The organism is Streptomyces sp. NPDC101166 (genome assembly GCF_044768125.1).
GTDB lineage: Bacteria > Actinomycetota > Actinomycetes > Streptomycetales > Streptomycetaceae > Streptomyces.
The window spans coordinates 180,492-194,897 of sequence record NZ_JBIWPF010000004.1; the positions used below are offsets into that span (position 1 = coordinate 180,492).

The 14,406-nt window shown below is 72.3% G+C and carries 5 protein-coding genes; 1 reads left to right on the top strand and 4 read right to left on the bottom strand.

The annotated features are described in order from the left end of the window. Positions 1–7: 7 nt before the first annotated feature. Positions 8–1,288, bottom strand: coding sequence for a type II CAAX prenyl endopeptidase Rce1 family protein (locus ACIRS4_RS09725; protein WP_404192499.1), 1,281 nt, complete (start codon positions 1,286–1,288; stop codon positions 8–10). A 156-nt stretch (positions 1,289–1,444) separates the two neighbouring features. Continuing rightward, the gene (locus ACIRS4_RS09730; RefSeq protein ID WP_404192502.1) at positions 1,445–4,819 is read right to left on the bottom strand and encodes a pyruvate carboxylase; all 3,375 of its coding nucleotides are present in this window, start codon (positions 4,817–4,819) and stop codon (positions 1,445–1,447) included. 401 nt (positions 4,820–5,220) lie between these two features. Here ACIRS4_RS09730 and ACIRS4_RS09735 point away from each other — a divergent pair, with 401 nt between their 5' ends. Further along, entirely contained in the window at positions 5,221–10,407 is a 5,187-nt protein-coding gene (locus ACIRS4_RS09735) for a family 43 glycosylhydrolase (RefSeq protein WP_404192505.1), read from the top strand. Between the two features lie 55 nt (positions 10,408–10,462). Here ACIRS4_RS09735 and ACIRS4_RS09740 read toward each other — a convergent pair whose 3' ends face one another. Both ACIRS4_RS09740 and ACIRS4_RS09745 read right to left on the bottom strand, forming a co-directional pair. Further along, positions 10,463–13,261, bottom strand: coding sequence for a hypothetical protein (locus ACIRS4_RS09740; RefSeq protein WP_404192508.1), 2,799 nt, complete (start codon positions 13,259–13,261; stop codon positions 10,463–10,465). Continuing rightward, entirely contained in the window at positions 13,258–14,382 is a 1,125-nt protein-coding gene (locus ACIRS4_RS09745) for an AAA family ATPase (RefSeq protein WP_404192510.1), read from the bottom strand. Before ACIRS4_RS09745 ends, ACIRS4_RS09740 begins: the two co-directional genes overlap by 4 nt. Positions 14,383–14,406 lie beyond the last annotated feature (24 nt).

The following is a 14,406-nucleotide window of genomic DNA, read 5'->3' on the forward strand; positions in this document are numbered from 1 at the left end:
GCGGACGTTAGCGCGGGGCGCGCCCGGCGTCATCGGACGCCGAGGCAGAGGGCCCTGTCCCCGGGGGCAGACCTGCCCCGTCCGCACGGCCCTCCTGGGCGTCGGCAGAGGGGCCCGGCGGAGGGCCGCCGTACGGGTTCTGGTGCGGCACCGTGTACGGGGTGTGCGGTCCTCCGGTGTGCGCGGGGTGCGGAGGGCCGCCGTACGGGGTCTGGTGCGGGCCGCCGTACGGGGTCTGGTGCGGGCCGCCGTACGGAGCGTGCGGGTACGCCGGGTACCCCGGGTACGCGGCCGGGTGGCCGGGGAACGGGAAGTGCGGGTGCGGGGGGACCGGCGGCGGGGCCTGGGCGGTGTGGACCGGCGGGCGGCGGCGGGCCAGCCACAGGACGATCGCCGCGTACAGGAGCATGCCCGACACGTCGACGAGCACGACCTGCCACGGGGAGTCGGCGGCCGTCTCGTCGCTCTTGAGGCCGTCGACGACGGCGGCCGAGAAGCCGAAGGCGAACAGGTTGTTCACCGCGTGCAGGGCGATGCCCGCCTCCAGTCCGCCGGTGCGCACGCTCAACAGGCCCGCGACGACGCCGAACACGACCAGGTCGACGAAGCCCCACGGGGTGCCCCACCCGTGGGCCGCGGCGAACAGCACCGCCTGCGGCACGACCGCGATCCAGGGCGAACGGAGGAACGCGCCCGCCGTCTGGGTGAGCCAGCCGCGGAAGACGTACTCCTCGGCGGCGGCCTGGAACGGCACCAGGACGAACAGCACGGCCAGGGCCGGCAGGAAGAAATCCCAGCCCGCCCAGCTCGCCGGCTCGTCGTCCCCGGGCAGCAGGAACATCACGGCGCCGGTGAGGACGCTGACGGCGAGGGCCGCCAGCGCGTACGTGCCGAGCAGACGCCAGCGCAGTCGGCCGGTCACGGAGGAGACGGTGCCGGCCGGCCGCGCGCCGATCCAGCGCACCGCGAGCAGTACCACGGGGATCGCCACGGCTATCGCGACGAGGTCGACGGCGGTCCCCGCGACGGGACCGAACTCCGTCATGCCGTCGCGGTCCACGGGATAGTCCCGCGCGGCTCCCCAGACGTCGGCGAGGCCGTACACCAGGAACAGGGTGAACACGATCCCGACGAGCAGGAACAGCGTGCCCACGAGCGGCCGCCACCATCGATGGCGGGCCGAGATCCGGGCCAGGCGATGGTAGGCGAGCGCCTCGGAGTGCCGCGGGTCGGGCGCGGGCGGCGCCGGGTAGGGCGGGTACGTCGGGCCGGCGGGCGGAATCGTCATGCGGCGAACTCTCTCAGGGGTCGGCGCCCGGCGTGGGCGCCGGGCACGAACGGGGCGTCACCCATCTGAACGGACCGCCCGTCCACGAGTTCCCGCCCCGCCCGGCTCGGACACCGAACGCCCCGGACCGGCCGGCGCCGGCCCCCGGGGGTCGCGCTATCCGACCTCGACCAGCAGGTCCCCGCCCTCCACCTGCTGGATTTTATTGATGGCGAGCCTGCTCACCCGGCCGGCCTTCGGGGCGGTGATGGTGGCTTCCATCTTCATCGCCTCGATGGTGGCCACGGTGGCGCCGGCCTCCACCTCGTCGCCCTCGGCGACCGTCAGCGTCACCACGCCCGCGAACGGGGCTGCGACATGGCCGGGGTTGGAGCGGTCGGCCTTCTCGGTGACCGGGACGTCCGTGGCGGCGGCCCGGTCGCGGACCTGGATGGGGCGCAACTGGCCGTTCAGGGAGGACATCACGGTGCGCAGACCGCGCTCGTCGGCCTCGCCGATCGCCTGGAGCTCGATCAGCAGCCGCACTCCGGGGTCGAGGTCGACGGCGTACTCCTTGCCCGGGCGCAGACCGTAGAAGAAGTCCTTGCTGTCCAGGACGCTGGTGTCGCCGTAGGCCTGGCGGTGGGTGTCGAACTCGCGGGTCGGACCGGGGAACAGCAGCCTGTTGAGGGTGGCGCGGGGGGTCTTCTCCAGTCCCTCGCGGTCTTCGGTGCTCAGTTCGGTCACCGGCTTGGGCTCGGCGCGGCCCTGGAGGGCCTTGGTGCGGAACGGCTCGGGCCAGCCGCCGGGCGGGGTGCCGAGTTCGCCGCGCAGGAAGCCGATGACGGAGTCGGGGATGTCGTAGCGGTCGGGCGCCGACTCGAAGTCCTCGGGGCTGACGCCGGCGCCGACCAGGTGCAGGGCGAGGTCGCCGACCACCTTGGACGACGGGGTGACCTTGACCAGGTGGCCCAGGATGCGGTCGGCGGCCGCGTACATCGCCTCGATGTCCTCGAAGCGGTCGCCGAGGCCGAGCGCGACGGCCTGGGTGCGCAGGTTGGACAGCTGTCCGCCGGGGATCTCGTGGTGGTAGACGCGCCCGGTCGGGGAGGCGAGGCCCGCCTCGAAGGGGGCGTAGATCCTGCGGACGCCCTCCCAGTAGGGCTCGAGGTCGCCGACGGCCTGGAGGTCGAGGCCGGTGGGGCGCTCGGAGTGGTCGGTGGCGGCGACGAGCGCGGACAGCGACGGCTGGGAGGTCGTCCCGGCCATGGAGGCGACGGCGCCGTCGACGGCGTCCGCGCCGGCCTGGATGGCGGCGAGGTAGGTGGCGAGCTGGCCGCCCGCGGTGTCGTGGGTGTGCAGGTGCACCGGCAGGTCGAACTCACGGCGCAGCGCGGAGACGAGGGTGGCGGCGGCGGGGGCGCGCAGCAGGCCGGCCATGTCCTTGACGGCGAGGACGTGGGCGCCGGCCTCGACGATCTGTTCCGCGAGGCGCAGGTAGTAGTCGAGGGTGTAGAGGCGCTCGTTCGGGTCGGACAGGTCGGAGGTGTAGCAGAGGGCGACCTCGGCGACTGCGGTGCCGGTCTCGCGTACGGCGTCGATGGCGGGGCGCATCTGGCCGACGTCGTTGAGGGCGTCGAAGATGCGGAAGATGTCGATGCCGGTGGCGGCGGCCTCCTGGACGAAGGCGTCGGTGACCTCGGTCGGGTAGGGGGTGTAGCCGACGGTGTTGCGGCCGCGCAGCAGCATCTGGAGGCAGATGTTGGGGACGGCCTCGCGCAGGGCGGCGAGCCGTTCCCAGGGGTCCTCGGCGAGGAAGCGCAGGGCGACGTCGTAGGTGGCGCCGCCCCAGCACTCCAGGGAGAGCAGGCCGGGCAGGGTGTGGGCGACGACCGGGGCGGTGGCGAGGAGGTCCTTGGTGCGCACACGGGTGGCCAGCAGGGACTGGTGGGCGTCGCGGAAGGTGGTGTCGGTGACGCCGATGGTCGGGGACTCGCGCAGTCGGCGGGCGAAGCCCTCGGGGCCGAGGTGGATCAGGCGCTGGCGGGAGCCGGCGGGCGGCTCGCCCTGGGGCAGGGGCGGCAGCTTGGTGGTGGGGTCGATCAGTTCGGGCCGTTCGCCGTGCGGCTTGTTCACGGTGACGTCGGCGAGGTAGGTGAGCAGCTTGGTGCCGCGGTCGGCGGAGTGACGCGCGGTCAGCAGGTGCGGGCGCTGCTCGATGAACGAGGTGGTGACGCGTCCGGCCTGGAAGTCGGCGTCGTCCAGGACGGCTTGGAGGAAGGGGATGTTGGTGGCGACGCCGCGGATGCGGAACTCGGCGACGGCGCGCCGGGCTCGTCCGATCGCGGTCGGGAAGTCGCGCCCCCGGCAGGTGAGTTTGACCAGCATCGAGTCGAAGTGGGCGCTGATCTCGGTGCCTGCGTGGGTGGTTCCGCCGTCGAGGCGGATGCCGGAACCGCCCGGGGAGCGGTAGGCGCTGATGCGTCCGGTGTCGGGGCGGAAGCCGTTGGCGGGGTCCTCGGTGGTGATGCGGCACTGCAGGGCCGCGCCGCGCAGCCTGACCGTGTCCTGCGACAGGCCGAGGCCGGCGAGCGTCTCGCCGGAGGCGATGCGCAGTTGGGCCTGGACGAGGTCGACGTCGGTGACCTCCTCGGTGACCGTGTGCTCGACCTGGATGCGGGGGTTCATCTCGATGAAGACGTGGTTGCCGTCGCGGTCGAGGAGGAACTCGACGGTGCCGGCGTTGCGGTAGCCGATCTCGCGGGCGAAGCGGACGGCGTCGGCGCAGATCCGGTCGCGCAGCTCGGGGTCGAGGTTGGGCGCGGGCGCCATCTCGATGACCTTCTGGTGGCGGCGCTGGAGCGAGCAGTCCCGTTCGAACAGGTGGATGACCTCGCCCTGGCCGTCGGCGAGGATCTGCACCTCGATGTGGCGGGGTTCGACGACGGCCTTCTCGAGGAAGACGGTGGGGTCGCCGAAGGCGGAGGCCGCCTCGCGGGACGCGGCTTCGACGGCCTCGCGGAGCTGCGCCGGGTCCTCCACGCGCCGCATGCCGCGTCCGCCGCCGCCGGCGACGGCCTTCACGAAGACCGGGAAGCCGATCTCGTCGGCCGCGCGGACCAGTTCGTCGACGTCGGTGGAGGGCTGCGAGGAGCCCAGCACCGGCACGCCGGCGGCGCGGGCTGCGGCGACCGCGCGGGCCTTGTTGCCGGTCAGCTCCAGGGTGCGGGCATCGGGTCCGACGAAGGTGATGCCCGCTTCCTCACAGGCGCGGGCCAGTTCGGGGTTCTCGGAGAGGAACCCGTAGCCCGGGTAGACGGCGTCGGCGCCCGCGCGGCGGGCGGCGCCGACGATCTCCTCCACCGACAGATACGCGCGCACCGGATGTCCCGGCTCCCCGATCTCGTAGGCCTCGTCGGCCTTCAGCCGGTGCAGCGAGTTGCGGTCCTCGTGGGGGAAGACGGCGACGGTGCGCGCGCCGAGCTCGTAGCCGGCGCGGAACGCCCTGATCGCGATCTCGCCACGGTTGGCGACCAGCACCTTGCGGAACATCCTGGAATCCCTTCAGCCTGCCGGTGACGGCACCATCGTGTCGGTGCGGTCACCTCAGTGCCATGTGAATCAGGCCACTCGGCTCAGCGTGCCGACCTGTGCTCCATACGGGGTAGAAGGGGCCGGCGCTCAAGGCGCGGCGCCGGCGGCCGTCCCGTCCGGCGCCTCGGGAGAGCCGGCCGCCGGCGGGTCCTTCGAGGAGGGTGCGGAGCGCCCGGGCGCCGGCGGTGCGCGCCCACCTCCTGGCCTCGCTCGTCAACTCGTCGGGCGCCAGGGAGCTTTGAAACGACATCACGCCTTGTTCGGCAGGTCGGACGTGGTTCGAGATCTCTTGACGCCACACCACAGCCCGTTTGACACTCTCGCAACACCACGTCACACAGCTGAAACGGCGGGCCCTCATGACGCACATCCCCCCACCCCGCGACCGGGCGAGACGCTGGGCGAGACGGCTCGCCGGACTCACCGCCGGATCACTGCTCCTCGGGCTCACCGCGGCTGCGGCCCCCGTCCAGGCGGCCGAGAGCGGGGACGTCACCGACGGGCTGGCCCTCTGGTACAAGCTCGACGGCCCGTCGGGCGCCGCCGACTCCTCCGGGCACGGCCGCGACGGCGTGGTCCAGGGCTCCGCCGACTGGTCCCGGCCCGGTGAGGGCCTCGGTTTCAACGGCGCCGACACCTACGTCAAGGCGCCCAACGACCTGATGAAGGGCATGGCCTCGATCACCGTCTCCACGGACGTGCTGATCGACGCCACGCAGAGCGCGCCGTACTTCCTCTACGGCTTCGGCAACACGAGCGGCGGCAGCGGGAACGGCTACCTGTTCACCACCGGTAACTCCTTCCGCACCTCGATCGCCACCGGCAACTGGTCGACGGAGCAGACCACCAAGCCGGCCGACTCCCACAACCTCGCCCGCTCGGTGTGGAAACACATCGCCTACACCCAGACCGGCAGCACCGGCGTCCTGTACGAGGACGGCGTCGAGGTCGCCCGCAACACCGCGGTGAGCGCCACCCCGGGCGCCATCGGCGCCGGCGCCACCACCGCCAACTCCATAGGCAAGTCGGTCTATTCGAGCGACAAGCTGTTCAAGGGCCGGATGCGCGACTTCCGCGTCTACGACCGGGCGCTGGCCGCCTCGGAGGTCTCGCAGCTCTCCCTCCCGGTGGCCACGCGGGGCGTCGCCGACGACGAGGCCGCCCTCACTCTGGGCGACACCGGCGCCGTGACCGCCGACCTCGACCTGCCCAGGACGGGCACGGCGGGCGGCTCGGCCATCACCTGGGCCAGCGACGCCCCGGCCGTGGTGTCCGCCGCCGGCAAGGTGACCCGCCCCGCCGCCGGAGAGCCCGACGGCCACGCCACGCTCACCGCGACCCTGAAGAAGGGCACGGTCACCGCCACCCGGTCCTTCGACGTCACGGTCCTCGCCATGTACGACGACGCCACCGCCGTCCGGCAGGCCGCCGAGGCGCTCACCGTGCACAACCTCGGCGACGCACGGGGCAACCTCTCCCTCCCCGCGTCCGGCGCGTACGGCACCGCCGTCTCCTGGACCTCCGCGCGCCCGGACGTGGTCTCCGCCGACGGCGTCGTCCGCCGGCCCGCGCCCGGCGCCGGCGCGACCGCCGTCGACCTCACCGCGACCGTCACCAAGGGCGCGGCGAAGGCGACCCGCGCGTTCACCGCGAAGGTCCCCGCGCTCCCGGCGCCCGCCGCCCTCAAGGGCTACCTCTTCAGCTACTTCACCGGCGAGGGCACCGCGGACGGCGAGCAGGTCTCCTTCGCGCTCAGCAAGGGCGACGACCCGCTGAAGTGGCGGGAGCTCAACGACGGGCGGCCCGTGCTGACCTCGTCCCTCGGCGAGCGGGGTCTGCGCGACCCGTTCATCATCCGCTCCCCCGAGGGCGACAAGTTCTACCAGATCGCCACCGACCTCAGGATCTACGGCAACGGCGACTGGGACGCCTCCCAGCGCACCGGCAGCAAGTCCATCATGGTGTGGGAGTCCACCGACCTCGTCCACTGGACGGACCAGCGCCTGGTGCGGGTCTCCCCCGACAGCGCCGGCAACACCTGGGCGCCGGAGGCGTTCTACGACGCCGAGCGCGGCGAGTACGTGGTGTTCTGGGCGTCGAAGCTGTACGCCGACGCCGGGCACACCGGCGACACGTACAACCGGATGATGTACGCCACCACGCGTGACTTCTACACCTTCAGCGAGCCCAAGGTGTGGGTCGACCGGGGCTACTCGGTCATCGACTCCACCGTCATCCGGCACGACGGCGTCTACTACCGGCTCTCCAAGGACGAGCGCAACAACAGCTCCTCCACGCCCAACAGCAAGTTCGTCTTCGAGGAGAAGAGCGACTCGCTGCTGAACCTCTCCTGGGAGCCGGTCGCCGAGGGCATCGGCAAGGGCGCGATGAACGCGGCCGAGGGGCCGCTGGTGTTCAAGTCCAACACCGAGGACAAGTGGTACGCGTTCCTCGACGAGTTCGGCGGACGCGGCTACATCCCCTTCGAGACGACCGACCTCGACGCCGGCGTGTGGACCCCGTCCACCGGCTACGACCTGCCCGCGAGGCCCCGGCACGGGACCGTCCTTCCGGTCACCCAGGCCGAGTACGACCGGCTGCTGCACGCCTACCAGCCCGACCAGCAGGTCACCGACGTGGAGGACGTGAGCGTCGGCACGCGTGTGGGCCGGGCCCCCGTCCTGCCCGCGACGGTCGTCGCCGAGTACGCCGACGGCGTGCGCCGTCCCGTCGCGGTCACCTGGGACGCCGTCCCCGCCACCGCGTACTCCCGGCCCGGGACCTTCACCGTGGCCGGCGCGCTCGCGGACGGCTCCGCCACCGCCGTCCGCGCCCAGGTCACCGTCTCGACCGAGGGCCCGGACGCACCGGCCGACCTGCTCCTGCACTACACCTTCGACGAGACCTCCGGCAGCATCGCCCGTGACGTGAGCGGCCACGGCCTGCACGGCGCCTATGTGCGCACCCCCGCCTTCGGGACCGGTGTGCACGGCGGCTCGTTCGCGATGTCCGGGGACTCCGCGACCTCCCCGTACGTGAAGATCCCGAACGGACTGCTGAAGGACGCCGGCAGCGTGACGGTGTCGACGTACGCCAAGTGGAAAGGCGGCGACAGCTTCCAGTGGCTGTTCGGGCTCGGCCCCGACAGCGACAAGTACCTCTTCGCCACCCCGTCCAACGGCGGCAACAGCCTCTACTCGGCCATCACCACGGCGAGTTGGTCGGCGGAGTCCAAGCTGACGGCGGGCTCCCGGCTGACGCCCGGGGTGTGGCGGCATGTGACGGTCACCCTCGACGGCGCGACCGGCCGGATGGTCCTCTACGTCGACGGGGTGGAGGCGGCCCGCACGACGACCGCAGTCAAGCCGTCCGAGCTGTACGACGCGGCCAAGGGCCAGAGCGGTTACATCGGCAGGTCCCTGTACGCGGCCGACCCGTACTTCGGCGGCGAGGTCGACGACTTCCGCGTCTACGGCCGGGCTCTGTCGGCCGAGGAGGTCATGGAGCTCAGCGGCAACACCGCGGGCATCGCGAAGGCGACGCACCCCGCGCTGAAGGTCGACGCGATCATCGACGACGCGGGCGGCCGGATCACCCTGCCGATGAAGGAGGGCACCGATCTGAGCGCTCTGGCACCGCAGTTCACGCTCGCTCACGGTGCGGCGATCAGCCCGGCGTCGGGCAGTGTGCAGGACTTCAGCGAGCCGGTGACGTACCAGGTGACCGGCTCCGACGGGAAGAAGCGCACCTGGACGGTGTCGGCGCTGGTCATGAGGACGCCGGTGCTGCCGGGGCTGAACGCCGACCCCAACATCGTCCGTTTCGGCGACACCTTCTACCTCTACCCGACCACCGACGGCTTCGAGGGCTGGAGCGGCACGCGGTTCAAGGCGTACTCCTCCACCGACCTGGTCCACTGGAAGGACCACGGCGTCATCCTCGACCTCGGGCCCGACGTGTCCTGGGCGGACAGCAGGGCCTGGGCGCCGACGATGGCGGAGAAGAACGGCAAGTACTACTTCTACTTCTCGGCCGACGCCAACATCGGCGTCGCCGTGTCCGACTCTCCCACCGGTCCCTTCAAGGACCCGCTCGGGCGGCCGCTGCTGAAGGCGGGCCAGCTCAGCGGCCAGATGATCGACCCGGCGGTCTTCACCGACGACGACGGTCAGTCGTACCTGTACTTCGGCAACGGGCGCGGATACGTCGTCCCGCTCAACGCGGACATGACCTCCTTCGACGCCTCGAAGATCAAGGACATCACCCCGAGCGGCTACAACGAGGGCTCCTTCGTCGTGAAGCGCAAGGGCGTCTACTACCTCATGTGGTCGGAGAACGACACCCGGGACGAGAACTACCGCGTCGCCTACGCGACCGGCTCCTCCCCCTACGGCCCGTGGACCAAGCGGGGCGTGATCCTGGAGAAGGACCTCTCCCTGGGCGTCAAGGGACCCGGTCACCACTCGGTGACGCAGGTTCCCGGCACCGACGACTGGTACATCGCCTACCACCGCTTCGCGATGCCCGGCGGTGACGGCATGCACCGCGAGACCACCCTGGACCGGCTGGAGTTCGACTCGGACGGTCTGATCAAGAAGGTCGTGCCCACGCTGACGGGCGTGGACCCGGTGGGCATCGCCCACGCCGGTACGGACGCCACCGGGGCGGAGGGCGCGGCGATCGCGCTCACCGGCACGGTCTCCGGCGCCGGCGGGGCCAAGTGGACGCTCCAGGCCGACGCGCCCTGCACGCTCGCCGACTCGGCCTCCGCCCGCACGACGCTCACCTGCACCGACGACGGCGTCTACACGGCGACCCTGACGGCGGGCCGCAGCAGCGACACCGCCGCCGTCACGGTCTCCAACGCGGCCCCGGCGATCACGGCGGCCGCGGCCGCCAAGTCCCCGCTCGCGGTCCGCCGGCCGGCCGTCGTCACCGCCGCCTTCACCGACGCCGGCGCGTCCGACACCCACACCTGCACCGTGGACTGGCGGGACGGCACGAAGCCGGCTGCCGGCCAGGTCACCGCGACCGGCTGCCGCGCCGAGCACTCCTACGACCGGCCCGGCATCCACCGCCCCGTCGTCACCGTGACGGACGACGAGGGCGCGACGGCCGGCACGACGCTCCCCGAGCTGATCGTCTACGACCGCACCGCGGGCCCGGTGGTCGGCGCGGGCCTGTTCGACTCCCCGGCGGGCGCCTACCCGGCCAAGCCGGCAGTCAAGGGCACGGCGTTCTTCTCCGTCGCCGCCGGCTACCTGCCCATCGCCACGGCCCCGGCCGGCGCGGTCACCTTCGACTTCGCCCCGGCCGGCCTGACGCTCCGCTCGACCGCCCTCGACTGGCTGGTCGTCACCGGCGACACAGCCGTCCTCCAGGGCTCCGCGACCCTCAACGGCAAGAAGGGCTACACCTTCCGCGCCACAGCGACCGAGACCCCCGGCGCCTTCGCCCTCCGCGTCTGGAACACCACCACAGGAGCCCTCGCCTACGACAACACCCCCGGTACGAAGACCCACGCCCTCCTGACCGTCGGGCTGTAACCCCACCCCGACCCCACACGGGCCCCCGCCGTCCCGGCGGGGGCCCGTTGCGTGCTCAGCCCGCCGGGATCGCCAGCAGGACCGCCAGTGCCTCGGTCGTGGTGGGGTGGTGGGCGAGGAGGGTGGGCCGGTGGGGGCCGGGGTGGGGGGTTGTCCAGGTGCCCGGGTAGGCCAGATGGGTCGCCAGGGCGTCGCAGGTGGTGGGGTGGCCGGTGAGGAGGGGCAGAGGGTGGGCCGTGGTGGGGTGAGGAGCGGAGAGCGGGGCGGGGCGGTGGTCCCGCAGCCAGGGCGGGGTCCAGGCGTCCAGGTCCTGGAGACCGGGCGGGAAGAGGCGGGCGGCCTCGCGGATCAGGAGGGGGGCCAGTTCGGCGCCGTCGGCGCGCAGGGTGGTGACGAGGGTGGGCAGCCAGGGCAGCAGGACCGGGTCGGGCAGGCGGGCGAAGGCGTTCGACACGGCCTCCACGACGAAGTCGGCCAGCGCGGGCACCGGTTCGAGGGCGTGCAGGAAGCCGCTGAGGTAGCGCGGGTAGGCCGGCAGCGCCAGCGGGTCGGCCAGCAGGGCGTCGCAGCGGGAGCGCAGGGCCGGCCGGGACAGGGTGCCCAGATGGGTCTGGGCCGCCCACAACAGCGCCGTCCTGGACGGCTCCTCCGGGTGGCACTGGGCCAGGGCGAGTTCGAGCTGGGCCCTGTCGCAGCCGAGGGAGAGGGCCAGGTGCTCCATGCCGAACAGGAAGCCCAGCGTGGCCCCGACCTGGCGCACGGTGGCGTCCTCGTCGGTGAACGCCGTGGGCAGCAGCGTGCAGTAGTGCGCGTAACCGGTCTTGACGAACGACTCGATCCAGGGCGGCAGCACGGGTTCGCTGGTGCGGTAGTGCGTCAGCAGCCTGCGGACCCGGCGCAGCACCTCCGGCGCGCCGTCGACGCTGCGCTCGCCCGACAGCACTTCGAGGGCCCTGGTGCCGAGTTCGTCGGCGAGGCGGCGGCTGCGCAGGTGAAGGATGGCGTCCTCGACGGCTTCCAGGACCTGGGCGGTCGTGGCCTGCGGGGCGTACGCCGCCCGCCGCAGCCGCTGCTCGAGGACCTGTTCGATGCTGACGCCTTCGTAGCCCAGCTCGATCAGGGCCCGTTCGTGGGTGCCGAGCGCCAGGTCCCACGACTCCTGGATGGGGCGCTCGCCGAAGGTGCGGTCGCCCATGACGATGCGGGCCGCGCCCTGGGGCAGCAGACGACGTAGCATCCACAGCACGTCGGAGCAGCGCTCCAGCTCGGGCCGCGCGGCGATGTCGAGCAGGGCCCGCTGGACGCCCCGCTGCTGGAGTCTCAGGCCGAGCGGGGCGAGGCGGTCGTGCACGTCCCGGGCGAGGGGCGGCAGCGCGTCGTAGCCGACCCGGCCGATCCGGTCGCCGCCCATCATGATCTCGACCAGCCGGCGCACGTCCCGCCGCCCCGGCACGGCGTCCTTCTCGATGCAGGTGATCGCCGCGTCCTGGAAGTCGTACGGAGTGGGCTTGACGCGGTCTCGCATCCCGGCGAGCAGGATGGACGTCTCGAAGACGGCGATGGCGTCGGCGGTGGAGGCGAGGTAGCCGCTCCGCCGGGAGGCCCGCACGATGTCCACGGACCAACCGAGCAGTTCGGCCTCGTCGAGCGGGTCGAGGGCGGGCGGCCGCTGGAGGAAGCCGGTGAGCCGGTCGGCGGGTGCGCCCGCGGGTGCGGGGGCGGGGAGGGCCTTGCGCGCGCGGGTGCTCTTCCTCGCGCCCGGCTGGCCGGCCAGCCGGTACGGCGTGACGCCGGTCCGCTGGAGGTTCTTCGCCCATTGGGTCGCCGCGATGGACACCGAGCCGGCGGCCAGGCCGAACTGCGCCTCGATCGCCGCGTGGCTGGACGGGATCAGCCCGTGCAGCCACTTGGTGGGGGTGCGCGGGGTGATGGTGAAGGTGTCGCTGCCGTGCACGCCGAACTCGGCGACCCGGCTGGCCGCGTGGAACGCGCCGCACACGTACAGGCAGTCGGCGGGGTCGGTCCCGGTGGCGGCGAGGTGTTCGCGCATCCGGGTCCACATGTACCGTTCGCGGTCCTCGTCGACGCGCACCCGCCGCGTGTCGCCGGGGGCGAGCCGCCGGAAGAGGCTGCCGATGAGCAGCATGACCTGCCGGTAGGTGTCGTGGTCGCCGTCGCCGAGGGGGACCTCGACGTACTGGTGCCACCACTCCGACCAGTGCCGCACCCGACCGTGGCGCAGCAGGTGCTCCTCCAGTTCGGCGAAGCGGGGCCGCAGGTCGCCGATCTCCACGCCGACGGCGTCGCCGTGCAGGGCGCTCTCCTCGTCGGCCGGCGGCGCGTCGGGGTCGGTCCCTTCGGCGGCGGGCGGTGTCTCCCACTGGAAGACGTGGTCGGAGGAGCGGTCGACGAGGACGAGTTCCACGCCGGGGGTGTCGAGGGCGTAGGCGATCGCCTGGTACTCGGCGGACGCCTCGGTGACGGGGGCGACGACCGACAGCGGCGACCAGTCGGCGGGGAAGCCGTCGACCTCGCCGGCGAAGGCCTGGACGGCCACCGGGAGGCGGCAGTTGCGCAGTTCGGTCAGGAGCGGCGCCATGTCCTCGCACAGCTCCAGGTAGACCACTTTCGGTTGTTTCTCGCGCAGCCGGCGCGCCATGGCGAGCGCGGACGCCGGTGAGTGGTGGCAGACCGGGAAGATCTCCAGCGGTTCGCGCACCGCGCGTTCCACGTCGTCGACGATGCCCCGCAGGATGCCCTCCAGCGCGCCGGGCCCGTCGGCGAACGTGAGGGCGGCCTCGTGGAGTTGGCCGCGCAGCGCGTCGAAGGCGCCGCCGTTCGTGCCGCCGTTCACGACAGGGTCGCGATCGCGTCGCGGCCGCCCTCCAGGAACTCCGGCCAGGAGCCGCCTTGTTCCTTGCTGCGGGGTTCGACCACGCCGTGCAGGTACTTGTTGAGGATGGCGAGGTCCTCGGGCTCGCGGCGGGCGAGGGAGCCGACGAGGGAGGAGGCGAGGGTGTGTGCGGTGAGGGCGCGCTCGCCGAAGAAGTTGCTGTGCAGGATGGCGTCCTCCAGGACGCCGATCTGTTCGGCCGTGGACAGTGCGGACTCCAGTTTCTCGTCGTCGCTGCCGGCCGCGGCGGCGGAGGCGCGCAGGTCGGCGAAGCTCTGCAGCAGCACGTCCAGCAGGGTGGGCGGCACGTCCAGGTCGATGTGGTGGCGGCGCAGCAGTTCCTCGGTGCGGAAGCGGACGATCTCCGCCTCGCTCTTCTTGTTCGTCACCACGGGGATGCGGACGAAGTTGAAGCGGCGCTTGAGCGCGGAGGACAGGTCGTTGACGCCCCGGTCGCGGCTGTTGGCGGTGGCGATGACCGAGAAGCCCGGCTTGGCGAACACGATGTTGTCGGCGTCGCCGTCGCCGCCGAGTTCGGGGACGGAGATGTACTTCTCGGAGAGGATCGAGATCAGCGCGTCCTGGACGTCGCTGGTGGACCGGGTGAGCTCCTCGAAGCGGCCGATGGAGCCGGCTTCCATCGCGGTCATGATGGGTGAGGGAATCATCGACTCGCGGGACTGTCCCTTGGCGATCACCATGGACACGTTCCACGAGTACTTGATGTGGTCCTCGGTGGTGCCGGCCGTGCCCTGTACGACCAGGGTGGAGTTGCGGCAGATCGCGGCGGACAGCAGCTCGGCCAGCCAGCTCTTGCCGGTGCCGGGGTCGCCGATGAGCAGCAGGCCGCGGTCGGAGGCGAGGGTGACGATGGAGCGCTCGACGAAGCTGCGGTCGCCGAACCACTTGGGCGCGATCTCCCGGTCGAGGCCGTCGGCGCGCTCGGAGCCGAGGATGAACAGCCGGACCATCTTGGGCGACAGCCGCCAGGAGAACGGCTTGGGGCTGTCGTCGACGGACTCCAGCCAGTCCAGTTCCTCGGCGTACTTGATCTCGGCGGGGGCGCGCAACAGGTCGGACATCAACAGGCCTTTCCGATGAGGGTT

Bases quoted from the DNA above. Each gene is read 5' to 3' on its own strand.
- ACIRS4_RS09735 (WP_404192505.1), top strand. From the start codon at position 5,221: ATGACGCACATCCCCCCACCCCGCGACCGGGCGAGACGCTGGGCGAGA.
- ACIRS4_RS09730 (WP_404192502.1), bottom strand. From the start codon at position 4,819: ATGTTCCGCAAGGTGCTGGTCGCCAACCGTGGCGAGATCGCGATCAGG.
- ACIRS4_RS09745 (WP_404192510.1), bottom strand. From the start codon at position 14,382: ATGTCCGACCTGTTGCGCGCCCCCGCCGAGATCAAGTACGCCGAGGAA.
- ACIRS4_RS09725 (WP_404192499.1), bottom strand. From the start codon at position 1,288: ATGACGATTCCGCCCGCCGGCCCGACGTACCCGCCCTACCCGGCGCCG.